Raw genomic sequence first — 24,409 nt, 5'->3', positions numbered from 1 at the left:
ATCAGTGACCCATTCCCAGTCCGCCGTCAACGGGGATGACGGCTCCAGTGATGTACGAGGCGTCGTCCGAGGCGAGGAACCGCACCGTCGCGGCGATCTCCTCCGGCTGCGCGTAACGGCCGAGCGGCACCTGCGAGACGATGTTCTGGCGCTGCTCGTCGCTGAGCACCTTGGTCATGTCGGTGTCGACGAAACCGGGCGCGACGACGTTGAAGGTGATGTTGCGCGAGCCCAGCTCACGGGCGAGAGAGCGCGCGAAGCCGACCAGGGCGGCCTTGGAGGCGGCGTAGTTCGCCTGCCCCGCGGAGCCGAGCAGGCCGACCACGGACGAGATCAGGACGACGCGGCCCTTCTTGGCGCGCAGCATGCCACGGTTGGCCCGCTTGACGACCCGGAAGGTGCCAGTGAGGTTGGTGTCGATGACCGAGGTGAAATCGTCCTCGGACATGCGCATCAGGAGCTGGTCCTTGGTCACGCCCGCGTTGGCGACCAGGACCTCGACCGGACCGTGCTGGTCCTCGATCTCCTTGTAGGCCTGCTCCACCTGCTCCGGGTCGGTGATGTCGCACTTGACGGCCAGAAAGCCGGCCGGCGGCTCACCCGAGCGGTACGTGATCGCGACCTTGTCGCCGGCGTCGGCGAATGCGCGGGCGATGGCGAGGCCGATGCCCCGGTTGCCTCCGGTGACGAGAACCGAGCGGCTCAACGGATCACCCTTTCGATAGCGGTCTGCAGATGTTCCGACACCCGCCCGAACACCTGGATGACAGGCGGCTTCATCGGAAACCTATCGGTCCGGCCGGGTCCGTGGGCAATCGGGCACCGACAGTGGCTCGGGGGAGTCGCTGTCGGATCCCTACAGAAACGCCCCCGCTCCGGGCCGGAAAGGTGTGGTCCGCCGGACCGCCGCCACGACATGATCGGACCGACAGGCCACGACAGCAGGGAGACCTCCGTGCCCCATTCCATCGACGAAGCCTTCACGGCGCTTCCCCTACGGGCCCTCGCCGACGCCGCGCTGGCACGCGCGCGTGCGCTCGGGGCCGAGCACGCGGACTTCCGGTTCGAGCGGGTGCGCAGCGCGTCCTGGCGGCTGCGGGACGCCAAACCCGCCGGATCGTCGGACACCACCGACCTCGGGTACGCGGTCAGGGTCGTGCACGGCGGTACGTGGGGCTTCGCCTCCGGTGTGGACCTGACCATGGACGCGGCGGCCCGGGTGGCCTCCCAGGCGGTGGCCATGGCCAAGCTGTCCGCGCAGGTCATCAAGGCCGCAGGGGCGGACGTGGGGGTACCTCCCACGCCTTTCGGGCAGTGGGGGAGGGTCGAGCTGGCCGACGAGCCGGTGCACACGGACCGGACGTGGGTGTCGTCGTACGAGATCGACCCGTTCTCCGTGCCCGACGAGGCGAAGGCCGCGCTGCTGGCGGAGTGGAGCACACGGCTGCTGGCCGCCAACGGCGTCAGCCATGTGGACGCCTCACTGCTCACCGTGCACGAGAACAAGTTCTACGCCGACACCGCCGGGACCGTGACGACCCAGCAACGGGTGCGTCTGCACCCGGAGTTGACCGCGGTGTCGGTGGACGAGTCGAGCGGCGAGTTCGACTCGATGCGAACCCTCGCGCCGCCGGCCGGGCGGGGCTGGGAGTATCTGACCGGCACCGGCTGGGACTGGGACTCGGAGCTGGAGCGGATCCCGGAGCTGCTCGCCGAGAAGATGCGGGCGCCGAGCGTGGAGCCGGGCCTGTACGACCTGGTGGTCGACCCGTCCAACCTGTGGCTGACCATCCACGAGTCCATCGGCCACGCCACCGAGCTGGACCGCGCGCTCGGCTACGAGGCCGCCTACGCCGGCACCTCCTTCGCCACCTTCGACCAGCTGGGCAAGCTGAGATACGGCTCCGAGCTGATGAACGTCACCGGCGACCGCACCGCCGAACACGGCCTCGCGACCATCGGGTACGACGACGAGGGCGTCGAGGCGCAGTCCTGGGACCTGGTGAAGGACGGCACACTGGTCGGCTACCAGCTGGACCGGCGGATCGCGCGGCTCACCGGGTTCGCCCGCTCCAACGGCTGCGCGTACGCCGACTCCCCCGCGCACGTACCGGTGCAGCGCATGGCCAACGTGTCGCTGCAGCCGGATCCCGCCGGGCTGTCGACCGAGGACCTGATCGGCGGTGTCGACCGGGGCATCTACGTGGTCGGCGACCGGTCCTGGTCGATCGACATGCAGCGGTACAACTTCCAATTTACGGGTCAGAGGGCATACATGATCCGGAACGGCCGCCTTGAGGGACAGGTTAAGGACTTTGCATATCAGGGGGTAACCCCCCAGTTCTGGGGCTCGATGGAAGCTGTCGGAGGCCCCCAGACCTACGTACTAGGAGGGGCATTCAACTGCGGAAAGGCCCAACCTGGGCAGGTCGCTTCCGTGTCTCACGGATGCCCGTCAGCAATGTTTCGGAGTGTAAATATCCTGAACACTGCGAACGAGTCCGGCCGCGCCTGAGAGGGCGACCGATCCGACTCGAAGTCTGCACTGGGTCGACACGCGATCACACCCAACCACCTACGCCACGTCGTCCCAGTCCTCGATGTCGTCCTCAGAGGGCGTCAGCGAGGGCGGGGCGATGAGGCCCTTGAAGGGCTGCAGCTTCAGCCCCAGGCGGTTGTGCATCGTGCGGGCCCCCCGGTCCATGGCACGGCGGACGAGGTGGCCGTAGACCAGCTCCGTGGTCCGAGTGGTCCGGTGACCGACCCACGCCGCCACCTCGAAGAGCGGGATCTGAGCGTGGATGGCCTCGGAGACGAAGAAGTGCCGGAAGCTCTTCGGGGTGTACTGCGGAGTCCCGGCCAGCTTGGCCGCAGCCTTGAACTGATCCAGAAACCAGTCATAGGACGGGTGGCGATCATTCAGCCGAGGAGACTCGAAGAACCAGCCCCGGTCTCCCCACGTCCCGAACGCGTCGAGCCGCACGGTGGTGGTGAACCGGTCCCACAGGCGCCCGGCGTGCGCGTGCCACAGCACGTGGCCCACGTAGTCGTAGCAGTCCGGGCACAGCGGCAGACCCACCAGGGGGTCATCCTCGGTGTGGGCCAGGCCGCAGCCGAGCCGCCGCCCATGCTCGCAGCGCGGATCATCACGGCGAGGACGGCAGGGTTCCCCGTCCAGCACGCGATGCACCGGCCCGAACGAGGGGGCAGTGAGCGTGACGAACAGCCGGGGGCGATCTTTCACGCCCTCGGGGACCCCCTTGCCGCCGGACAGGCCCGCACGAACGAGCTGGAACGTGTCCCCCGCGTGCAGGCGAGAGCACGGCTCACACACCGAGGCACGCCGGTTGCGGCAGCGCACGGCCAGCCGCTCACCAGGTTCCCCAGCGGTCGAGTAGGACGAGATCACCTCACCCGTAACCGCATCACGAGTGACCGTGGAACCGGACAGGTAAATCGGGTGGGCACAGCCACCGATGGCTTTGATCTGCTCCCGCCAGCGCGGATAGAGCGGATCACTGACGAGCCGTATGAGATCACGGTCCGCCTCTGAGAGAGCTTGTAGACGTAGTTCGCGTGCCAGCGCGCCGGAACGCTCGGCCGGAGCGGACGACGCGGCGGACAGGCGGGTTTTGCGTGTGGTTTCGTTGCCGGAGTCGGCAGACATGACGCGGCCTCCAGAGCCTCAAGTCGGGAAGTAGATAGCGGGTGTTCATGACTTTTCTCCTTTGCGCTTACAGGGCGCTTATCCTGCGTACGCCCTGACCAGGCGCAGCTAACTTGCCTTGGAATTATATGAGTTGCCACCGACAGGAGGCCTGTGATTTTCCGGGGCCCACGGCTCAGCGCAGCGTCCCGGACCGTGGGAAATCCGTACCAGAATCGGCCGGAGTAAGAACAGCATCAGCAGGTGCCGACTCAGGGCGGGGGCCGATTGTCAACCTGATTTCCGTCGCAGACAGGGCATCTGAGGGTGCGCCCGGAGAGAGAAAGTCGTACGGCCCGGTAGTGGTGAACTGAGCGTGTCTGTCTGGCCGGTTGCGCAACGTGCCATGCACCCATCGGGAGCCCGGAGCGGTCAGCGGTTCGGGGCGTGGCGGAATCTGGCTTTACTTTTTCCAGGGCGCGCCTTCGGCGCGCCGCCGCCCCGGCGCATACCAGGCGACCCCGCAGACGTGCGCCAGATCCAGCACGCCCCACCTTGCCCGCCCCGATCCCGAGAACTCTGGCCCGAGGCTCACGGCCTCCTGCAGGCCAGCCACCGATCCAGGCCGCGCCGCCCTCACCGGCAACATGCCTGTCCGACGGGTCGGGCGACTGGCTTGTACGTGGGCGCGTCAACAGCACGGTCCACCTTTCCCGAAGGAATGGGTTTGCGTTCCCGTTCAAGTGAGAGGCGTTTCTCGGATCATCCGACGGTGCAGAACCCGGGCGACCTACCACACAGGAGGAACCATGCGCGCACGCACCGTCTTTGCCACGACCGGCCTGATCGCAGCTGCTCTGCTGACCAGTACTGGATTTGCAATGGCCCATGGAGGAGCCAACGCCGACGGCAAGGCCGAACACTCCCCCGGCATCGTCTCCGGCAACCTTGTTCAGGCCCCCGTGCATGTTCCCGTCAACGCCACGGGTAACACACTCAACGTGGTCGGCCTTCTCAACCCGGATTTCGGCAACGAAAGTTCTAATTCCTGAGGTCGCGGGTAGACGCCGCATTGCCCCTGCCCAGCCCTACCAGCCGGGGACAGGGCGGGGGCACGCTCGTTGCGTAACACGGTTGCCACTACGTCCCGCAAGGGCATCAGGCTCGGACGGGCAGGTACCACGACTCGTCGGACGTCCCTAGCCCAAGAGCCCGTCCCGTGCAGTATCAGGCGACTCGACCCCGCTCCGGAGGGACGAGGCTGTGTTCACCCTCTGGGGCTGGGGCCGACGGCCTACGAGGCTTTTAGGCAGCCACCATGGGGCGAGCCTCGAAGAACAGGGAGCCGATCGGGCTACTGCGGGCAGGTCCCAAAGACTGCCCGATCCGCTGGCGAGCGTAAGGCCCCCTGTTCACTCGCCCCATGGCAGCTCCCGCCCAAAAGCCTCTACGGCCGGCGGCGTGCCCACAGCGCGCCATCACGGCACCACAGGTTCATGCGACAAAGACCGATAGGTGGCCCCGGCGGGGTTCGATAGGTGGCCCCCATGGGCATTGGGGCCGTTCACCCTCGCATTCCGACGCCACCCGCAGGCTGAACATCGATCCGCTCGGGCGGACCTGCCAGCAGGGGCATCGCCTGTCCGATCAGTTCCTTCACCCCGGCCACTGACAGCGAGTCCTCATGGTCAGCCGCACTGCGCCAGATCTCCGTGACCCACACCATATCCTCCTCGCCGGAGGCGGTATTCACTACGTACAACTCGCAGCCCGGAGCGCCAGCCATGAGGTCCGCAGCCCCTAGCAGCACCTTCACTAGGGCGTCGCGCTGCCCCGACTGCGCGCGGAATTTCACGTACAGACCGACCTTGGCCATACCTATCTCCACCTACCAACGTGCTCACCTTGGAGAAGCGATCCTCGCATGGGCCAACAATCGATCGGAGGGGCCGTCTATCGGTCTTCGTCACTGCTCAAACAGCGGAGAGCCCCGTCCGTGAACCACCGGATGCGAAGCTACGGTCGGGGAAGCCGACGCACTGAGTCCTGATTCGCCGTCACCCAGCGCGCCGGGGTCTACTCGTCTCGCATCACGTGGGCGTGATCGCCTACGACGCGGCCGTCCGGCAACGTCTTGACGTACGCAGGTGACGCCATCAGATGCGCCGCTACCCTCTGCACCACGTCAGCGTTCCACGTGCCCATGGCCACCATCGGACAGCCGTCCGGCGCTACGCGCGGAGCCAGCCAGCCAAGATCCCGCCTCGGAATCCCGATCGCCAACAGCGCCTGACACAGCATCTCGTGCGCGTCAGCAGCGGCCTTCTTGCTGCTCTTGTAGATCTCCATCGGGATCACTGCCCCGCCTCCTTCGGTGCGCAAGCCGTGTGCCAGTAGGCCACGATCGGAGACGAGCCCCGGCGAGCCAGCATCCCCCGGCGACAGCTCTCAAGGCCCTTGATCGGCTTCCCGCACGCCGGGCACGTCTCACCGCCGGGGGCATAGGTCGTGTACTCCCACTGACGCGCATCGGCATCGACCGTGGTCATGCACTCACGGACAGCTGTCTCTGCTGCTCTACCTTGGGTCGCCATGCATATGACGCTATGTAACGGCAGGAACACACCTCAATGGCACTTCGATGAGCGGCCAGCCTGAAGTGCCACACCAAGTCACACCGGTACGCCGATCGCGTCAGCCAGGTCCCGCATCTCCTGCGTGAGGGTGCGCCGACGCGCGATCACTCGGCCGAAGATGTCCCGCGCGTAGCGTTGGTTGGGCAGCCACTGTGGAGCGTCCGCGCGGATCCCTTGCAAGACCTCAACCGTCTTCGCGTAGTCACGCGACCGAGCATGTGCCTCTGCCACGTCCAGGAGGTGACGGTTGCGGTTGTTGGACGTGGGCCGCATACCGCTGGTCGGGATGCGCTTTGAGAGCTTGAGCACCAAGTCCGGCTTGTCGACGATCATGGCATTCTCGGCCCGCTTCAGAGCCACCGTGACCGGCCCGAACGCCTGCAAGAAGTCGTCGCGCGGAGCGAACTCCCGCCCCATCGCGACCGCCGCCGAGTTGGCGTAGCGCAACGCGTCTTCGGCCTCCCCAGGCCGGTTGTCCCGGATCGCAGCAGCGGAGGCCCGCAGCAGCAGCCAGCCCCACGCGCTCAGCTCCGCCGGAGTCGCCCGCGAAATACGGGGCTCGACCTCATCCGCCCACCGCGTCGCCAGCTCCCGCGCCTCAGCCAGCCGACCGCGCCGCAGCAAGAGCCAGCACTGTGTGCTCACCGTCGCCGCCGCCTGAAGCCGGTCCGACGACTCCTCCAGCGACCGGGACAGAGCGATGTCGGCCGCCTCGAACTGTCGAGTCTGGGTGAGCAGCCAGCCTGTGAGCTGTGAGAGCCGGACGCGTACGGCGCGCCCCTCCGGGCCACTTTCGGCGATCAGATCAGCTTCCCGCAGCAGGGGCGGAAGGATCACACTCAGCTCCGCGAAACGATCACCGGAGAAGAGCGGCAGGGCCGATTCCAGCGCGTCCCGAACACCGCCCACGGTCGGCTCTTCCGCCGTCCCGTTCGCCCGTACCGGCGCCACGAGCGCACGCCGGACAGCCTCCCAACGATCATCAGCGCCAGGCGCCGTCTCGGGATCGTCCTCATGATCAGCAATGAGGTTCGTCGTAGGCACTCGGAGGACCTTCGCCAGCCGACGCGCAGTCTCCAGGCGCGTGTCAGCCCGCTCCCCTTGCTCCAGCTTCCTGATCAAGGACAGGGACACGCCGGACTCGGTCGCTAGCTGACGCTGCGTCATGCCGCGTCGCTTGCGTACGTCCTGAAGCCGCTTGCCAATGTCGGCACTCATGATTCGAGCGTACGGCGCCCGCCGTCCGTCCGGGCAGCCTTCACCGCTCGTCACTCCCGCAGGCTGCCTTGTCATGTGGCTGGAGAGTCTGAGGTCAGGGCGATATTCGCATCCCAGTCCGGACCGCCGATGGGTAGTCTCTGATCCGATCTGGAGCCAGTCTCCAGGACCCGCCCCAGGTAGCCCCGAGGCGGGTCCCGGAGGTCGACACCAGGTCATCACCAGACCCCGTACAGTCCGGTTTCACCCCGTATGAACAGGGATTGAGGGCAGACCGTGAATGACCGCCTGACCTGCACGAACGCCGATCAGAGAGGTATGCCCCCTGACCCTGCTGTGAACTTCCAATTTACGGGGCAGCGCTTCTTCAGGATCGAGAACGGGCGGATCACCGGACAGCTGAAGGACGTCGCCTACCAGGCGAACACGACCGACTTCTGGGGCTCCATGGCGGCTGTCGGCGGTCCGCAGACGTACGTCCTCGGCGGCGCCTTCAACTGCGGCAAGGCCCAGCCCGGCCAGGTGGCCTCCGTGTCGCACGGGTGCCCGTCCGCCGTCTTCAGATCTGTCAACATCCTCAACACGACCCAGGAGGCCGGTCGATGAGCGCGCGTACCCACAAGCCGCACGAGATCGTCGAGCAGGCGCTGGCGCTGTCCCGGGCCGACGGCTGTGTCGTCATCGCCGACGAGCACTCCACCGCCAACCTGCGCTGGGCGGGCAACGCGCTCACCACGAACGGTGTGACGCGCGGTCGTACGCTCACCGTGATCGCGACCGTGGACGGCAAGGAGGGCACCGCCTCCGGTGTCGTGTCCCGCTCGGCGGTCACCGCGCAGGAGCTGGAGCCGCTGGTGCGGGCCGCCGAGACCGCCGCGCGCGGGGCCGGGCCCGCCGAGGACGCACAGCCGCTGGTCGGCGATGTGCCACCGGCAGCGGACTTCACGGACGCGCCGGCCGAGACCTCCTCCGCCGTGTTCGCCGACTTCGCGCCGGCGCTCGGTGAGGCGTTCGCACGCGCGCGTGCGGGCGGCCGCGAGCTGTACGGCTTCGCCAACCACGAGATGGTGTCGACGTACCTGGGTACGTCCACCGGGCTGCGCCTGCGGCACGACCAGCCCACCGGCACGCTGGAGCTCAACGCCAAATCGCCCGACCGTACGCGCTCGGCGTGGGCCGGCCGCTCCACGCGGGACTTCAAGGACATCGACGCGGGCGCGCTCGACGCCGAGCTGGCCGTACGGCTCGGCTGGGCCGAGCGGCGGGTGGAGCTGCCGGCGGGCCGCTACGAGACGCTGCTGCCGCCCACGGCCGTGGCGGACCTGCTGATCTACCAGCTGTGGTCGGCGTCGGGCCGGGACGCGGCCGAGGGCCGGACGGTGTTCTCCAGGCCGGGCGGCGGCACGCGCGTGGGCGAGAAGCTCTCCGGGCTGCCGCTGACGCTGCGCAGCGACCCGAACGAGCCGGGCCTGGAGTGCGCGCCCTTCGTGGTCGCCCACTCCTCGGGCGGCGACCAGTCGGTGTTCGACAACGGTCTGCCGGCCCGCGCCACCGAGTGGATCGGTGAAGGCGTGCTCAAGAACCTCACGACCACCCGGCACAGCGCCGCCCTGACCGGGCTGCCGGTGGCCCCGGCGCTCGGGAACCTGATCCTGGACGGCGGAAACGAGCGCTCGCTGCCGGACATGGTCGCGGACATGGAGCGCGGGCTGCTGCTGACCTGCCTGTGGTACATCCGCGAGGTCGACCCGGCGACGCTGCTGCTCACGGGTCTGACCCGGGACGGCGTCTACCTCGTGGAGAACGGCGAGGTGACCGGGCAGGTGAACAACTTCCGGTTCAACGAGTCGCCGGTGGACCTGCTGCGGCGGGCCGCGGAGGCGGGGCGTACGGAGAAGACGCTGCCGCGCGAGTGGAGCGACTGGTTCACCCGGGCCGAGATGCCCGCGCTGCGGATCCCGGATTTCAACATGAGCTCTGTCAGTCAGGGCGTATAACCTCGTAGTCGTTCGTGGTCGGGTGTCGCCCGGCCACCCGAAGATCACCGAGGAGACACGAGAACCGTGACGGACATCGTCGACGAGCTGAAGTGGCGGGGGCTCATCGCCCTCTCCACGGACGAGGACGCACTGCGCAAGGCGTTCGCGGACGGCCCCGTCACGTTCTATTGCGGCTTCGACCCGACCGCGCCCAGTCTGCACCTCGGCAACCTGGTGCAGATCCTGACGATGCGCCGCATCCAGCAGGCGGGCCACCGCCCGCTGGGCCTGGTCGGGGGTGCCACGGGTCTGATCGGTGACCCGAAGCCCACCGCCGAGCGCACGCTGAACGCGCCGGAGATCGTCGCCCAGTGGGTGGAGCGGCTGCGCGCGCAGATCGAGCCGCTGCTGGACTTCGAGGGCCCGAACGCCGCGGTCATGGTCAACAACCTGGACTGGACCCAGGGCCTGTCGGCCATCGAGTTCCTGCGCGACATCGGCAAGCACTTCCGGGTCAACAAGATGATCGCCAAGGAGGCCGTCTCCCGGCGGCTCAACTCCGACGCGGGTATCAGCTACACCGAGTTCAGCTACCAGATCCTGCAGGGCATGGACTTCCTGGAGCTGTACCGGCGGTACGGCTGCACGCTGCAGACCGGTGGCAGCGACCAGTGGGGCAACCTCACCTCCGGCACCGACCTGATCCACCGGGTCGAGCCGGACGCCGTGGTGCACGCGCTCGGCACCCCACTGATCACCAAGGCGGACGGCACCAAGTTCGGCAAGACCGAGTCCGGCACGGTGTGGCTCGACCCCGAGATGACCACGCCGTACGCGTTCTACCAGTTCTGGGTCAACGCCGATGACCGGGACGTCTCGAAGTTCCTGCGCATCTTCAGCTTCCGGTCCCGAGAGGAGATCGAGGAGCTGGAGCGGCAGACCGAGGAGCGGCCGCAGGCCCGCGCGGCACAGCGCGCGCTCGCCGAGGAGCTGACGACGCTGGTGCACGGCGCCGGCCAGACGGCAGCGGTGGTCGCCGCGTCGAAGGCCCTTTTCGGGCAGGGTGAGCTGGCGGAGCTGGACGGCCGGACGCTGGCCGCGGCGCTGTCCGAGGTGCCGCACATCCAGGTCACGGAGCTTGGTCCGGTGGTCGATCTGTTCGCCGAGGTCGGGCTCGTCGCCAGCAAGTCGGCTGCGCGGCGGACCGTGAAGGAGGGTGGGGCCTACGTGAACAACGTGAAGGTCGCCTCCGAGGACGCGCTGCCCTCCTCCGAGGATCTGCTGGACGGGCGGTGGCTGGTGTTGCGGCGGGGGAAGAAGAACCTTGCCGCGGTGGAGGTCACGAGCGCCTGAGCACCGTAGGGGCGTGGGTGATCTGGCGACTGCGGCTTCGTCGTGGCTGGTCGCGCAGTTCCCCGCGCCCCTTTTGGGGCGCCTCCCACCAGCGTGTTTTCAAGCCCCGGCCCGCTGTTGTCTCCTCTTGCCCAGCGTCGCCATGTACAGGGCGTCCACGGCCGCGACGATGATGATCGCGGCCACCAGCTGGAAGATGTGCCGGCTCCAGTCGATGCCGCGGGTCGCCGCGACTCCTACGGCGCGGGCGACCGCGTTGCCGACGATGGCGCCCAGCATGCCGCAGATGGTGGTCAGCCACAGCGGGCTGTGCTGCTTGCCGGGGATGACCGCCTTGGCGATGACGCCCAGTACGAATCCCACGATGACCGCCCACAACCAGCCCATGGCTGCCTCCTCGTACGGCTCGACGTGAGCATTACGGCCAGTGTGGGTCGGTGGGCCGTACGGCGCATGTCGGGGTCTCCGTGCGCGGCAGGGCCGAAGGCGTTACCGCAGGCAGTGGGCGACCCGGTCTCGTAGGCGGCGGACACGCGGCGTAACGTGGGAGATGTCCCGACCGGTTCCCCGCCGGCCGTGGGACGACGGTGCGGGCCGGGGAGAGTCCGATGCGGGCGGATGGTGGAATGTGATGCGGAAACAGCACGGTGGCGGCGCCCAGGTGTTCCGGATCACGGGAGCCCGGACGGGACTCGCGGAGGATGTACGGGGCCGGCAGCGACGGTACGTCATCTCGATGACGATCCGCACGGCTTCGGTGATCCTCGCTGTCGCGCTGTGGAACGTCGAGCGGCACGTCGCCTTCGTCGCCCTCGTGGCCGGTGCGCTGCTTCCCTATGTCGCTGTGGTGATCGCGAACGCGGGCCGGGAGCGGCCGCCGTCGCTTCCCTCGACGTTCATCGTCGCGCCGACCCGGCCGATGATCACACCGCCGCGGGCGGAGGAGGCACAGGCGGAATCCGTTCCGGAGGACGCGGCGGCTCATCCGACGGGGGCACGTGGTGAGCGATCCGACCCCGCGTGACGGCTGTGGGCGGGGCGGAAGCGGAACGCGCCCTCCCGTCAAGCTCAAGAAAAGCTCAGATCAATCGTGTAGTTCCAGTGCCGGGCGGCGGGGTACCCGTGACATACTGCGTACGCGCTCCGCATCCCCCGTCGGAGCGACGGACCGACGCCGGGCAGCTCCCCCCGTGGCTGCTCGGCGTCGCCTTGTCCGGGCCTCTTTCTGCGAGACGAACCTGTGAGTGACGAGACCCCGATCTGCTCCGCCAAGGGCTGCCGTGCCGCTGCCGTATGGGTCCTGGCGTGGAACAACCCGAAGATCCATACGCCGGAGCGGCGCAAGACATGGCTCGCCTGTGAGGAACACCGCGAGCATCTTTCGCAGTTCCTCGGGGTGCGGGGGTTCCTCAAGGACGTCGTGTTGCTGAAGGAGTGGGAGGAGGAAGGGGGCGGCTGAGGTCTCTCCCTCACTGCGGGCCGTGGTGGGCCGGGCGCGCAGTTCCCCGTGCCCCTTGAGTTGGCTGCTCAGCCGCCAATCGCCGACATCGGCCGGTCCGGCTGCACGAACGACGGGTCGTCCAGTCCCGCCCCCGCCTTCTTCCCCCACATCGCGAGCTTCCAGATGCGGGCGATCTCCTCGTCCGGGGCGTCGGAGCGCAGGGCCGCGCGGAGGTCGGTTTCCTCTGTCGCGAACAGGCATGTGCGTATCTGGCCGTCGGCCGTGAGGCGGGTGCGGTCACAGGCCGCGCAGAATGGGCGGGTGACCGAGGCGATGACGCCGACCCGGTGCGGGCCGCCGTTCACCAGCCAGCGCTCCGCCGGTGCCGAGCCGCGTGCGTCGGCGCCCTCGGGGGTGAGGTCGAAGCGGGTGCGCAGAGAGGCGAGGATGTCTCCGGCGGTGACCATGCCCTCGCGCTTCCAGCCGTGCTGGGCGTCCAGGGGCATCTGCTCGATGAATCGCAGTTCGTAGCCCTGCTCCATGGCCCAGGACAGCAGGTCGGGGGCCTCGTCCTCGTTCAGGCCCGGCATCAGGACCGTGTTGATCTTGACGGGGGTGAGGCCTGCCGCGTGGGCGGCTTCCAGGCCATCGATGACGTCCTTGTGCCGGTCGCGGCGGGTCAGGGCCTTGAAGACCTCGGGGCGGAGGGTGTCCAGCGAGACGTTGACCCGGTCCAGGCCGGCGGCCTTCAGGGCGGTCGCGGTGCGCTTCAGGCCGATGCCGTTGGTGGTGAGGGACATCTGGGGGCGCGGGGCGAGGGCCGCGACGCGCTCCACGATGCCGACCAGGCCCGGGCGCAGCAGGGGCTCGCCCCCGGTGAAGCGGACCTCCTCGATGCCGAGCATGCGTACGGCGATGTCGATGAGGCGGACGATCTCGTCGTCCGTGAGCAGGTCGGGCTTGGCCAGCCACTGCAGGCCCTCCTCGGGCATGCAGTACGTGCAGCGCAGATTGCAGCGGTCGGTCAGCGAGACCCTCAGGTCGGTGGCCACTCGGCCGTAGGTGTCGATGAGCACGTGGGCCCCCTCCCTCGATACCGGAACCATTGTTTCCCGTCACTGGCGAGCCTACGTGACACCACTGACATCGACAGCGGCCCGATCAGACGAGGTACGACACGGCCGCGTCGTAGGACCCTACAGCCCCGGACGACGCGGCCGTCGTACGAATGTCAGTGTGCCCCGGTGCCGGTCAGGGACCGCACCTCAAGTTCGGCGTACTTGCCGGTGTCCGGGACCTCCTTCGACAGCAGGCTGCCCACGGCGCCGAGCAGAAAGCCGACGGGGATGGAGATGACGCCGGGGTTCTCCAGCGGGAACCAGTGGAAGTCGACGTGGGGGAACATCGAGGCCGGGCTGCCGGAGACCACCGGTGAGAACAGCACCAGGCCGACCGCGGTGACCAGGCCGCCGTAGATCGACCACAGGGCGCCCGAGGTGGTGAACCGTTTCCAGAACAGGCTGTAGAGGATGGTCGGCAGGTTCGCGGAGGCGGCGACCGCGAAGGCGAGGGCGACCAGGCCGGCCACGTTCAGGTCGCGGGCCAGGGCGCCGAGCACGATCGAGACCGCGCCGATGCCGACGGTCGCCCAGCGGGCCGCGCCGATCTCCTCCTTCTCTGTGGCCTGCCCCTTCTTGATGACGTTGGCGTAGATGTCGTGCGCGAAGGAGGACGACGAGGCCAGGGTCAGGCCCGCGACGACCGCGAGGATCGTGGCGAAGGCGACCGCGGAGACGCTGGCGAGCAGGACGGCGCCCCAGTTGGAGTCGACGCCGCCGAGGTGCAGCGCGAGGAGCGGTGCGGCCGTGTTGCCCGCCTTGTTGGAGGCGATGATCTCGGCCGGCTTGATGAGGGCCGCCGCGCCGAAGCCGAGGGCGAGGGTCATCAGGTAGAAGGCGCCGATCAGGCCGATCGCCCAGATGACCGACTTACGCGCGGCCTTCGCGGTGGGCACGGTGTAGAAGCGAATCAGGATGTGCGGCAGACCCGCGGTGCCGAGGACCAGGGCGATGCCGAGCGAAATGAAGTCCAGCTTGGTGGTGCCGGTGGCGCCGTACTTCAGGCCGGGCTCCAGGAAGGCCGAACCCTTGCCGCTGTTGTCGGCGGCCTTGCCGAGCAGGTCGGAGATGTTGAAGTGGAACTTCAGCAGGACCAGGAAGGTCAGCAGCAGGGCGCCCAGGATCAGCAGCACCGCCTTGACCATCTGGACCCACGTGGTGCCCTTCATGCCGCCGATGGTGACGTACACGATCATCAGGACGCCGACCAGGGCGACGATGCCGATCTTGCCGCCGTCGCTGGTGATGCCGAGCAGGAGCGAGACGAGGACGCCGGCGCCGGCCATCTGCGCCAGCAGGTAGAAAATCGAGACCACGATGGTGGATGTGCCCGCCGCCGTGCGGACGGGGCGCTGGCGCATCCGGTACGCCAGTACGTCGCCCATGGTGTAGCGGCCGGAGTTGCGCAGCGGCTCGGCGACCAGGAGCAGGGCGACGAGCCAGGCGACGAGGAAGCCGATGGAGTACAGGAAGCCGTCGTAGCCGAAGAGTGCGATGGCGCCGGCGATGCCGAGGAAGGACGCGGCGGACATGTAGTCGCCGGAGACGGCGAGGCCGTTCTGGAAACCGGTGAACTGCCGCCCGCCGGCGTAGAAGTCGGCGGCGTCCTTGGTCTGGCGGCCCGCCCAGACGGTGATGACGAGGGTCGCGGCGACGAACACCGCGAACAGGGTGATGATCAGCGGCCGGTGCTGGGTCGCCTCGCCGGCGGCCAGCAGCGTGTGCGGTGCGGGGCTCATGCGCCGCCCTCCATACGGGACTTGATGGCCTCGGCCTTGGGATCGAGCTTTGCCGCGGCGTGCCGGGCGTACCACCAGGCGATGAGGAACGTGGTGAGGAACTGGGCGAGGCCCAGGAGGAGGGCGACGTTGATGTTGCCGGCGACCTTGGTGCCCATGAAGCCGTCCGCGTAGTTGGAGAGCAGCACGTAGAGCAGGTACCAGGAGATGAACGCGATGGTCAGCGGAAAGGCGAAGGAGCGGTGGGCGCGGCGCAGTTCACCGAACTCCGTGCTCTGCTGCACCTCGGCGAACTCCTCGGTGGAGGGAAGGGGGGTCCCCGGTGTGGCGGGGGGCGGTGTCTCGGTGGCCACGGAGTCTCCTCGCGTTGCGGATGCAATGACGAACGGGGGGATCGATCGTGCTCGGGCTCCCTGCCCAAGGTCCACGGCGCCACGCGAAGACCGGTTCAAGTCCTATGAGTTCTTTCGCAAGCGGTCTGGGCAAGCCATTGCCAAGACATTGCTGTCCGACGAGCCGTGGGGATAGCTTCTGCCTGCACCACTCGTCATGTACCTGCCCGAGCGCCACCGTGTCTCGGGCTGTTTCGTATCCCGATGAAGTGGAGATCCCATGGCTCATCTGCGTTCCAGACGCCGGCTCGCGCTCGCCGTGCCCGTCGTCCTGTCGCTGACCGCCTCGCTCGGTTTCCTGCCGGCGGCGGCCTCGGCGGCGCCGGCGACGGCCCCGGCGGTGCGGGCGGCCGACGACGGACCACACCTCTCGTACGTGGTCAACACCCGTACGGATCACCGCACGATCGAGTCCGTGCAGCGCGAGATCCTCCGCAACGGCGGTTCCGTCGTGGCCAGTTACGACACGATCGGCGTCACCGTCGCCCACTCCGCGAACCCGGACTTCGCCGCGCGGATGCGCTCGGTGCGCGGGGTGGACTCGGCGGGCGCCACGCGCACCGCGCCGCTGAGCGCCGCGGGAACGACCGACGAGGGCGCGGTGCAGGTCCTGTCGAAGGCGCAGGCCGCGAAGCTCGCCGCGAACGCGACGCCGGGCGAGGAGCCGTACGAGGCGGACCAGTGGGACCTGCGGGCGATCGGCGCCGACCAGGCCGCGCGGATCAACCCGGGCAGCAGGAACGTGACCGTCGGCGTCATCGACACCGGCGTCGACGACACCCACCCGGACATCGCCCCGAACTTCTCCGCGGCCCAGTCGGCGAACTGCGTGAGCGGCAAGGCGGACACGACGTACGGCGCGTGGCGCCCGGTGGACGCCGGCCACTTCCACGGCACCCATGTGGCCGGCGAGATAGCCGCGGCCCGCAATGGCATAGGCGTGGCCGGTGTGGCGCCCGGCGTGAAAGTCGCGAGCATCACGGTGGCCCAGCCGGACGCGACATCGCTGTTCTATCCGGAGAGTGTGGTCTGCGCCTTTGTGTTCGCCGCGGACCACGGTATCCAGATCACCAACAACAGCTACTACGTGGATCCGTGGATGTACAACTGCATGGACGATCCCGATCAACGCGCCATCGTTGACGCGGTCAACAGGGCACAGCTGTATGCACAGCGCAAGGGCACGCTCAATGTGGCCTCGGCCGGCAACTCCAACCACGACCTGGACGCGGACGCGATCACGGACACCTCCAGCCCCGACGACTCGACCGCCACGACACGCACGGTCGACCCGCACGAGTGCTTCGACGTGCCGACCCAGCTGCCCGGCGTGGTGACCGTGAGCGCGGTGGGCGTGAAGGGCGCCAAGTCGTACTACTCCAGCTACGGCCTGGGCGTGATCGACGTGGCGGGTCCGGGCGGCGACAAGTACCAGATCCCGGACACCCCGTCGAAGAACGGCCGCATCCTGTCGACGCTGCCGAACAACCAGTACGGCTTCCTCCAGGGCACCTCGATGGCTTCCCCGCACGTGGCCGCGGTCGCCGCGCTGCTGAAGTCGGCGCATCCGCATGCCACTCCGGCCGAGCTGCAGGCGCTGCTGAAGGCCGAGGCGGACAACCCGGGCTGCCCGAGCGGGCCCTACGACGGCGACGGGGACGGGGTCGTGGACGCGACCTGCGTCGGCGGCAAGCGTGTCAACGGCTTCTACGGCTTCGGCGTGGTGGACGCGCTGGCCGCGGTGACCAAGTAGGCCCGCCCGACCCACTCGCGACCCGATCCACCCCACACTTGAAGTATTGATTCAATCAACATTGATCAATCAATACTGCATAGTGTAGTGATGGCAATAGACATCGAGTCGGCATGGACCGCACTGGGCGGCGATCCCGCCCTCGTCTCCCGGGTGACGACGGTCGAGCGCCCCGGCACTCTTCCGGCCAGGCTTCCCGTGCGGGAGCTGGCGCGCGCGTGCGTCGGCGCGTGCGCGCTGGCCGCCGCGGAACTGGCGGCCCGCCGGGCCGGATTCGCCGAGGTGCCCGAAGTCCGGGTCGACGACGGCGCCGTGGCGGCCGCCTTCCTCAGCGAACGGCACCTGCTGGTCGGCGGGCGGGCGCCGGTCGCCTTCGCGCCGTTGTCGCGGTTCTGGCGGACCACCGACGGCTGGGTGCGCACCCACGCCAACTACCCGCACCATCAGGCCCGGTTGCTCGGCGCACTGGACCTGCCGGCGGACGCCTCGGCGGACACGGTGGCCGCCCGGCTCGCCGAGCACACCGCGCGGGAGGCCGAGGAGGCCGTCTACGCCGCCGGTGGCCTCGCGGTGGCCCTGCGCACTCCCACGGAGTGGCAGGCGCACGAGCAGGCCGCCGAGGTGGCCGCACGGCCGCTCATCGAGCGCGAGCGGCCGACCACTGCACCTACGCGCGTGCTCGCGCCACTGGACCCGGCCGCCGCTCCTCTGCTGCCCGCCGCCGGGCTGCGCGTGCTGGACCTGACCCGGGTGCTCGCCGGCCCGGTGGCCACCCGTACCCTCGCCCTGCTGGGCGCTGACGTGCTCCGCGTGGACGCCCCCTGGCTGCCCGAACTCCCGGACCTGCACGCCGACACGGGCTTCGGGAAGCGGTCCGCCACGCTCGATCTGAGCGCCGTTCCCGGCACCTTCGAGGAGCTGCTGGCCTCCGCCGACGTCGTCGTCACGGGCTACCGGCCGGGCGCCCTCGACCGGTTCGGGCTCTCTCCGAAGGCGCTGTCCGCGCGCCGGCCCGGGCTGGTCGTGGCGCAGGTCTCGGCGTGGGGCGCGTACGGCCCCTGGGGCGCGCGACGCGGCTTCGACAGCCTGGTGCAGGTCGCGACCGGCATCGCCGCCACCGAGGGTTCGGCCGAGCGGCCGGGCGCACTGCCCGCGCAGGCGCTGGACCACGGCACCGGCTATCTGCTCGCGGCGGCCGTCCTGCGGGCGCTGACCGAGCAGTCGTACGACGGCGGCGGCCGGTTCGTGCGGCTGGCGCTGGCCCGGACCGCGCACTGGCTGACGGACGGGATCCGGCCGGCCTCGGCCTCGGGAGCGCCGTACGAGGGGCCGGAGGCCTGGCTGGCCGAGACGGACGGCCCGCTGGGGCGGCTGCGGCACGCACGGCCGCCGGTGGCCTTCGCGGGCGGCCCCGCCGGCTACGCGCGGCCTCCGGTGCCCTGGGCGTCGGACAGCGCGCGCTGGCGGTGAATGAGCGGGCGGCTGGAAACGTATGTATGCGTGGAATGCCGTACAGCCGTTTGTTTTCCGGGACTTGCCCGGTTCTGCGGCGACTGGCGAAGATCACGGGGTGAGTTCGATACGACCGACCGCCGAGGTGACCGGCGAGAGGGGACCCGCCCGGCGGCCCGGTACCGGCCGGGCCGTCGCCCTCCTCGTCCTGGTGGCGCTCGGCGCCCTGATCCCCCTGCTCGGGCCGTCGGCCGCACTGCACGGCACCGGGGAGGCCGCCGCGCCGGGGGCCGGCGGCATCGGGCTGCTGCGCGCCGTGCTGTTCGCCGCGGTGAGCGTGCCGCTCGGCGAGCTGTTCGTGCACCGGCTCGCCCGGCGCCTGCCCGGTGTCCCGCCCGAACAGCCGTGCAGCTGGGCGCCGTTCGTGACCGCCGCCGGTTTCGTGGCCGCGCTGGCGCTCGCCGCGGTGGTGTCCGCCGGCAATCTGATCCCGCACCGCCTCGGCCAGCTGGACGTCGGCGGCCTGTACGGCTCCCGCGACGGCAGGCTGGCGCTGCTGGAGGTCAACGGCCTTCTGCTGGCGGCCCTGTGCGCGTCCTCCCGGCGCCCGGCGGCACAGGTGTGGCCGCTGGCCGCGGTGATCGTGGCGGAGGCGCTGCGCGCACATCCCCCGACCGAGCAGAGCCCCCTGGTCGGCTCGGGTCTGACGCTGGTGCACCTCACGTGCGCGACGCTGTGGACCGGCGGTCTGCTGCACGCGCTGCGGCTGCTCAGGCTGTGGCGCGGCGACCCGGCCGGGGCCGCACTGCTCGCCCGCTACGCGCGCGTGGCGGGCGTTCTGCTGGCGGCCATCACCGCGACGGGCGTGTGCAGTGCGCTGCGCCGCATGCCGTCGGCCACGATCCTGGACCAGCTGACGACGACGGCGTACGGACGCACCCTGCTGGCCAAGGTGATCCTGGTCGCCGCCGTCGCGCTGCTCGCCCTGTGGGCACGGATCCGGCTGGGCCGCGCCGCCGACCCGCTGACCGCGTACACGCCCGCGCGGGCCGAGGTGATCGCCCTGGGCGCGGTCGTCGCGACCTCGGGCCTGCTCACGGCACTGCCGCTGCCGATCCGCTGGTCCTGACGGGGATCTGAGACCTGTCCGGCCCACTAGCCGTTGGTGACGAGCACCTTGAGGGCGGTGCGCTCGTCCATCGCCTTGTAGCCGTCGGGTACGCCCTCGATGCCGACGGTCAGGTCGAACACGGGCGAGGGGTCGATCGTGCCGTCCAGGACGTCGGGCAGCAGGTCGGGGATGTAGGCGCGGACCGGGGCGACACCACCGCGCAGGGCGATGTTCCGGTCGAACATGACGCCGAGGTCGAGGCCGGTGCCGCTGCCGTGGGGCACGCCCACGAAACCGATCGCGCCGCCGTCGCGGGTGATGTTGACCGCCGTACGCATTGATTGCTCGGTACCGACGGCCTCGACAACGGCGTGCGCGCCCTGGCCGCGGGTGAGTTCCCGGACGGCCTCGACGGCCGCGTCCCCGCGCTCGGCGACGACGTCGGTGGCACCGAAGCGACGCGCGATGTCGGTACGGACCTCGTGCCGGCCGAGCGCGATGATCCGCTCGGCGCCGAGCCGCTTGGCCGCCAGGACGGCGCACAGGCCGACCGCGCCGTCACCGACGACGGCGACCGTGGCGCCGGGCCGGGTGCCCGCACCGAGGGCCGCGTGGTGGCCGGTGCCGAGGACGTCGGAGAGGGTCAGCAGGGCGGACAGCAGGTGGTCGTCGGAGGCCGCCTCCTTGGGCAGCTGGACCAGGGTGCCGTCGGCGAAGGGCACGCGCACGGCCTCGCCCTGGCCGCCGTCATAGCCGACGGAGCCCCAGAAGCCGCCGTGCTCGCAGGACGTCGTCAGGCCCTCGCGGCAGTAGTCGCAGACGCCGTCGGACCACATGAAGGGCGCGACCACCAGGTCACCGCGCTTGACGGTGCTCACCTCCGAGCCGGTCTCCTCGACGACGCCGAGGAACTCGTGCCCGATCCGCTGGCCCGGCTGCCGGGCCGCCTCGCCGCGGTAGGCCCACAGGTCGCTGCCGCAGATGCACGCGCGCAGCACCCGGACGACGGCGTCGGTGGGCAGCTGCAGCACGGGCTCGGGGACGTCCTCCACGCGCATGTCGAACGGGGCGTGGATGGTGGTGGCGCGCATGGCGAGGGTCCTTCTCGTGCGGGGTCGTACGGTGCGCTCCGAGGGTGGTCGAGCGCACTTCACGGTACGACGGGACGGGTGTGCACCGCTCGGCGAGGGTGCCCACCGGGCCGGTCAGACGCCCGCCGCGCCCAGCAGGCTGCCCGCCGCGTAGGTGACCCCCATGGCCAGTGCCCCGCCCACGACGTTGCGCAGGACCGCCCGCTTCCCGTCGGCCGAGCCGAGCCGGGCGCTGGCCCACCCGGTGAGGACGAGCGCGGCCAGGACGGAGACGACGGTCACGACCAGCCGCAGGCCGGCCGGGGGCAGGACGATGGCCAGCAGCGGCAGCAGCGCGCCCGCCGTGAAGGCCAGGAAGCTCGCCCAGGCCGCGTGCCAGGGGTTGGTCAGCGCGTCCGGGTCGATTCCGAGCTCCACGCGCGCGTGCGCCTTCAGCGCGTCCCGCGCGGTGAGCTGTTCGGCGGCCTCCCTGGCCACCGGGCGGGACAGCCCGCGCTCCTGAAGCAGCGTGGTCAGCTCCTGCAGCTCGGCCTCCGGCTGCTCCCGCAGTTCGCGTTTCTCCACGGCCAGCGCGGCCACCTCGGAGTCGCGCTGGGTGGAGACGGAGACGTACTCGCCGGCCGCCATGGACATCGATCCGGCGAGCAGGCCGGCGAGTCCGGCGGTGAGCAGGGCGGACCGGCTGTCGGTCGCGCCGGCCACGCCGACGACGATGCCCGCGGTGGAGACGATGCCGTCGTTCGCGCCGAGCACGGCGGCCCGCAGCCAGTTCAGCCGCGAGCCGAGCGCGCCCCCGTGGGGCTCTTCGTGCATGGGTTCGGTCACAGCAGGGAGGATCGCACCCCACGGGCCGCCCGCGCCGCACCGACGCTCCCCGCCGCCGACGACAGCCGTCACCACACCCGAAGCGACGCCCCTCGGGCGAACACCGGGCTGGTCGCGTCGGCCGGGGGTTCCGGAAGGGGCTCGGCGACCTCGGTCACCGTGGGGCCCACCTTCGCCGCGATGGGGTCGAGGAGGGCGAGGTCGAAGCCGTAGACACGGGCCGCGTTGCCGCCGAGCATGGCGGCCAGCTCCTCGCGCGGGACTCCCGCGAAGGCGAACCGCAGGGCCTCACGGGTGTAGGGATGGGTGCCCTCGTCGTGCGGGTAGTCGCTGCCCCACATGATCTTGTCGACGCCGATGCGGTCGCGCAGCGGCACCTCGTGCGGGCGCATGAAGCTGGCGCCGACGAAGCAGTGGTCCCGCCACACCTGGGAGGGCGCCGCGCCCATGCCGGCGGCCAGACCGGTGCCGAACCTGGCCTCGGCGGTGTCGGCCTGCGAGGCCGTCGCGACCAGGCGGCCGTGGTAGTAGTCCAGCATGCCGAGCACTCCGGGGATCCAGCCGGAGCCCTGTTCGGTCAGGACCAGTCTCAGCTCCGGGTGGCGGCGGAAGGCGCCGCCGAACACCAGGTGCCACAGGGCGCGGTGGGAGAACCAGGTCGTCTCCACCATGAAGACCGCGCGGGCGGCCGGTTCCGCGCCGAGCGGCGGGGAGGCCGAGCCGGCGTGGTGGTTGACGGGGACGCCGAGTTCCGCGCACGCGGCCCAGATCGGGTCGTACACCGGCGAGTGCAGCTCGGGCAGGCCGGAACCGGGCGGGGTGCCGGGCAGCATCAGGCCACCCCTCAGACCCGCCGAGGCGGCCCAGCGGATCTCCTTCACCGCCTCCTCGACGTCGCCCAGCAGGATCTGGAAGACGCCCGCGCGGCGGCCCGGCGCCGCCGCGCAGAAGTCCGCGAGCCAGCGGTTGTGGGCGCGCAGTCCGGCCCAGCGGCGTACGAGGTCCTCGGCGGTGGGCGGCGGGGCCATCAGGGAACTCGACGGGAAGAACGGCGGGATGGTGTTCGGGAAGATCACCTCCGCCACGATCCCGTCCGCCTCCAGCTCCGCGAGACGCCGCTCGGAGTTCCAGTTGCGGTCGGCGGAGTCGGCGAGCAGGTCCTCGTGGGGGTTGACGTAGGTGGCCGCCCAGACGTCGAAGTCGTCGTGGTGGCGCTTGTCCAGATACGGCTTGTAGTCGAGGAGGTCGGCGCCGGCGTGGCAGTCGGCGGAGATCACGGTGTAGCGGTCGTCGCTCATCGGGTCACCCCCGGCAGCGTTGTTCATCGGGTCACCCCCGGCACCGGGAAGCCGGGGTCGGTCCCCAGCACCGGGAAGTCGTGGTCCGTCAGCCAGTGCCGGCCCGTCTCGCGCGAGCGTGCCCAGGACGCCTCGACGGCCGTCTGGTCGGCCGGCTGGCCGAGGTCGGCGGGGGTGGGGCCGATGCGGCGGGCCAGGGGCGCGAGCTTCGTCACGTCGAAGCCGAAGACCTCGGCGGCGGCGAGGCCGAGCATGCGGCGGGTCTCGGCGACGGGGATGTCGTGGAAGGTGCGGCGCAGCCACGCGCGCGTGTCGGGCCAGGTGCCCTCGGGGTGCGGGAAGTCGCTGCCCCACAGGATGTTGTCGACGCCGATCTCGTACCGCTGGGCCAGCTCGCGCCGCTTGGTGTTGGTGGCGCAGACGAAGATCTGCCGGTCCAGGTACTCGTGCGGCGGGCGCTTCAGCTCCTGGAACGGGGAGAGCTTCTTGCCGCCGTGCGCGCCGAGGTAGAGGCGGTCCATGAACCACAGCAGGTTCGGCAGCCACCAGCAGCCGGACTCGGCGACGCCGAAGCGCAGCCCCGGGTGGCGTTCGAAGACGCCGGACCAGAGCAGGAACCACAGCGGCCGGGCGGGCCACCAGGTCACCTCGCTCACGAAGATGCCGAGGTGGTCGCCGTACTCCTCGCGCGGGGCGGCGCCGGAGTGGGTGAGCACCGGCATGCCGCACTCGGCGGCGGCCGCCCACACGGGGTCGTAACGGCGGTCGTGGTACGGCTCCTTGCCCGCCCACATGGCCGGGATCATCAGGGCACCGAGGCCGGACTCCTTGGCCCGGTGGACCTCGGCGACGACCTCGGGGACCTCGCCGGTGATCGGCAGCAGGGCTACTCCGCAGTGCCGTTCGGGGTGTTCGGAGACGAAGTCGGCGAGCCAGCGGTTGTGGGCCCTCGCGCCCGCCATGCCCAGCTCGGGGTCCTGGTCGCCGGAGAGGCCGAGGCCCACACCGAACGGGGCGGCGGTACGGCTGTCGACGGCGTCGGCGTCCGGGAAGACCACCTCGGCGGCCACGCCGTCCCCGTCCAACTCCTTCACGCGCTGCGCGGTGTCCCAGCCGCCGCGCAGGCCTTCCTCGTTGTCCCGGAACCACCGGTCGGCGAATTCCTCGTTGCGGATGCCGAGCCGGGTCATCTCCTCGCGGCGCCGGCCCTGGCCCGTGAGGAACTCGTCGAAGTCCCGGTGGAAACGGGACTCCAGATAGGGCCGGTACTCCTCGGTGGGCAGCCCGGCGTGGCAGTCCGAGGAGATGATCAGATACGGGTCCCCGCCGGATACGGCGTCGGTCACAGCAAGCCTCC

At 70.1% G+C, this 24,409-nt stretch carries 22 protein-coding genes and 1 pseudogene; 10 read left to right on the top strand and 13 right to left on the bottom strand.

The window, feature by feature from the left end; genetic code table 11:
- Position 1: 1 nt before the first annotated feature.
- Positions 2–706, bottom strand: a complete 705-nt coding sequence (gene fabG, locus AV521_RS30095) for a 3-oxoacyl-[acyl-carrier-protein] reductase (protein ID WP_023551739.1) — start codon at positions 704–706, stop codon at positions 2–4.
- A 249-nt stretch (positions 707–955) separates the two neighbouring features.
- On the opposite strand from fabG, the gene AV521_RS30090 reads away from it, so the two are divergent.
- The gene (locus AV521_RS30090) at positions 956–2,515 is read left to right on the top strand and encodes a TldD/PmbA family protein (RefSeq protein ID WP_076092740.1); all 1,560 of its coding nucleotides are present in this window, start codon (positions 956–958) and stop codon (positions 2,513–2,515) included.
- Between the two features lie 60 nt (positions 2,516–2,575).
- Here AV521_RS30090 and AV521_RS52805 read toward each other — a convergent pair whose 3' ends face one another.
- Entirely contained in the window at positions 2,576–3,667 is a 1,092-nt protein-coding gene (locus tag AV521_RS52805) for a replication initiator (protein WP_371917076.1), read from the bottom strand.
- Positions 3,668–4,455: 788 nt separating this feature from the next.
- On the opposite strand from AV521_RS52805, the gene AV521_RS30080 reads away from it, so the two are divergent.
- Positions 4,456–4,698, top strand: coding sequence for a chaplin (locus AV521_RS30080; RefSeq protein ID WP_076092674.1), 243 nt, complete (start codon positions 4,456–4,458; stop codon positions 4,696–4,698).
- Positions 4,699–5,210: 512 nt separating this feature from the next.
- Here AV521_RS30080 and AV521_RS30075 read toward each other — a convergent pair.
- The 3 genes from AV521_RS30075 to AV521_RS30060 form a co-directional block, all read right to left on the bottom strand.
- A complete protein-coding gene (locus AV521_RS30075; protein ID WP_076092672.1) occupies positions 5,211–5,522 on the bottom strand; it encodes a putative quinol monooxygenase in 312 nt (103 codons plus the stop codon).
- A 200-nt stretch (positions 5,523–5,722) separates the two neighbouring features.
- Positions 5,723–6,004, bottom strand: a complete 282-nt coding sequence (locus tag AV521_RS30070) for a hypothetical protein (protein ID WP_076092670.1) — start codon at positions 6,002–6,004, stop codon at positions 5,723–5,725.
- A 314-nt stretch (positions 6,005–6,318) separates the two neighbouring features.
- Positions 6,319–7,500 carry a helix-turn-helix domain-containing protein gene (locus AV521_RS30060; RefSeq protein ID WP_076092666.1) on the bottom strand — a complete coding sequence of 394 codons (1,182 nt, stop codon included), beginning with the start codon at positions 7,498–7,500 and terminating at the stop codon, positions 6,319–6,321.
- A 339-nt stretch (positions 7,501–7,839) separates the two neighbouring features.
- On the opposite strand from AV521_RS30060, the pseudogene AV521_RS30055 reads away from it, so the two are divergent.
- From AV521_RS30055 to tyrS, 3 genes and pseudogenes are all read left to right on the top strand, one after another.
- A pseudogene (locus AV521_RS30055) lies at positions 7,840–8,106 on the top strand (metallopeptidase TldD-related protein); the annotation flags it as partial.
- Positions 8,103–9,497 carry a TldD/PmbA family protein gene (locus AV521_RS30050; protein ID WP_076092664.1) on the top strand — a complete coding sequence of 465 codons (1,395 nt, stop codon included), beginning with the start codon at positions 8,103–8,105 and terminating at the stop codon, positions 9,495–9,497. The pseudogene AV521_RS30055 and the gene AV521_RS30050, both read left to right, overlap by 4 nt.
- Before the next feature lie 66 nt (positions 9,498–9,563).
- Positions 9,564–10,832, top strand: coding sequence for a tyrosine--tRNA ligase (tyrS, locus tag AV521_RS30045; RefSeq protein ID WP_076092662.1), 1,269 nt, complete (start codon positions 9,564–9,566; stop codon positions 10,830–10,832).
- Positions 10,833–10,931: 99 nt separating this feature from the next.
- On the opposite strand, the gene AV521_RS30040 is transcribed toward tyrS, so the two are convergent.
- The gene (locus tag AV521_RS30040) at positions 10,932–11,219 is read right to left on the bottom strand and encodes a GlsB/YeaQ/YmgE family stress response membrane protein (RefSeq protein WP_076092660.1); all 288 of its coding nucleotides are present in this window, start codon (positions 11,217–11,219) and stop codon (positions 10,932–10,934) included.
- A gap of 244 nt (positions 11,220–11,463) precedes the next feature.
- Between AV521_RS30040 and AV521_RS30035 the strand changes: the two genes are divergently transcribed.
- Both AV521_RS30035 and AV521_RS30030 read left to right on the top strand, forming a co-directional pair.
- Positions 11,464–11,856: a DUF3099 domain-containing protein gene (locus AV521_RS30035; protein ID WP_076092658.1), complete on the top strand. Its 393-nt coding sequence runs from the start codon at positions 11,464–11,466 to the stop codon at positions 11,854–11,856.
- 216 nt (positions 11,857–12,072) lie between these two features.
- Positions 12,073–12,291, top strand: coding sequence for a hypothetical protein (locus tag AV521_RS30030; RefSeq protein WP_023551733.1), 219 nt, complete (start codon positions 12,073–12,075; stop codon positions 12,289–12,291).
- Positions 12,292–12,359: 68 nt separating this feature from the next.
- On the opposite strand, the gene moaA is transcribed toward AV521_RS30030, so the two are convergent.
- From moaA to AV521_RS30015, 3 genes are all read right to left on the bottom strand, one after another.
- The gene (gene moaA / locus AV521_RS30025; protein WP_076092656.1) at positions 12,360–13,349 is read right to left on the bottom strand and encodes a GTP 3',8-cyclase MoaA; all 990 of its coding nucleotides are present in this window, start codon (positions 13,347–13,349) and stop codon (positions 12,360–12,362) included.
- A gap of 155 nt (positions 13,350–13,504) precedes the next feature.
- Entirely contained in the window at positions 13,505–15,130 is a 1,626-nt protein-coding gene (locus tag AV521_RS30020; protein WP_076092654.1) for a cation acetate symporter, read from the bottom strand.
- Positions 15,127–15,483, bottom strand: coding sequence for a DUF485 domain-containing protein (locus tag AV521_RS30015; protein WP_076092652.1), 357 nt, complete (start codon positions 15,481–15,483; stop codon positions 15,127–15,129). The genes AV521_RS30020 and AV521_RS30015 overlap by 4 nt, the downstream gene beginning before the upstream one ends.
- 259 nt (positions 15,484–15,742) lie before the next feature.
- On the opposite strand from AV521_RS30015, the gene AV521_RS30010 reads away from it, so the two are divergent.
- The 3 genes from AV521_RS30010 to AV521_RS30000 all read left to right on the top strand — a co-directional run bounded on the left by AV521_RS30010 (position 15,743) and on the right by AV521_RS30000 (position 19,856).
- Positions 15,743–17,275, top strand: a complete 1,533-nt coding sequence (locus tag AV521_RS30010; RefSeq protein WP_076092650.1) for a S8 family serine peptidase — start codon at positions 15,743–15,745, stop codon at positions 17,273–17,275.
- A 90-nt stretch (positions 17,276–17,365) separates the two neighbouring features.
- Positions 17,366–18,745, top strand: a complete 1,380-nt coding sequence (locus AV521_RS30005; RefSeq protein WP_076092648.1) for a CoA transferase — start codon at positions 17,366–17,368, stop codon at positions 18,743–18,745.
- A 100-nt stretch (positions 18,746–18,845) separates the two neighbouring features.
- On the top strand, positions 18,846–19,856 hold the full coding sequence (locus AV521_RS30000) for a CopD family protein (protein WP_076092646.1): 1,011 nt from the start codon (positions 18,846–18,848) through the stop codon (positions 19,854–19,856).
- Positions 19,857–19,882: 26 nt separating this feature from the next.
- Here the strand turns inward: AV521_RS30000 and AV521_RS29995 are convergent, their stop codons facing one another.
- The 4 genes from AV521_RS29995 to AV521_RS29980 form a co-directional block, all read right to left on the bottom strand.
- The gene (locus tag AV521_RS29995; RefSeq protein ID WP_076092644.1) at positions 19,883–20,929 is read right to left on the bottom strand and encodes a zinc-dependent alcohol dehydrogenase family protein; all 1,047 of its coding nucleotides are present in this window, start codon (positions 20,927–20,929) and stop codon (positions 19,883–19,885) included.
- Between the two features lie 114 nt (positions 20,930–21,043).
- Positions 21,044–21,754 (bottom strand): VIT family protein, encoded by a 711-nt coding sequence (locus tag AV521_RS29990; RefSeq protein ID WP_076092642.1) that lies wholly within the window; start codon positions 21,752–21,754, stop codon positions 21,044–21,046.
- Positions 21,755–21,822: 68 nt separating this feature from the next.
- Entirely contained in the window at positions 21,823–23,052 is a 1,230-nt protein-coding gene (locus AV521_RS29985) for an amidohydrolase family protein (protein WP_076092640.1), read from the bottom strand.
- A 23-nt stretch (positions 23,053–23,075) separates the two neighbouring features.
- The gene (locus AV521_RS29980; RefSeq protein ID WP_076092638.1) at positions 23,076–24,398 is read right to left on the bottom strand and encodes an amidohydrolase family protein; all 1,323 of its coding nucleotides are present in this window, start codon (positions 24,396–24,398) and stop codon (positions 23,076–23,078) included.
- Between the last annotated feature and the right edge of the window lie 11 nt (positions 24,399–24,409).

Origin of the sequence: Streptomyces sp. IMTB 2501, assembly GCF_001953885.1 — a bacterium.
In the GTDB taxonomy this organism is placed as follows: Bacteria; Actinomycetota; Actinomycetes; order Streptomycetales; family Streptomycetaceae; genus Streptomyces.
This window is presented reverse-complemented; position numbering and strand designations above follow the sequence as displayed.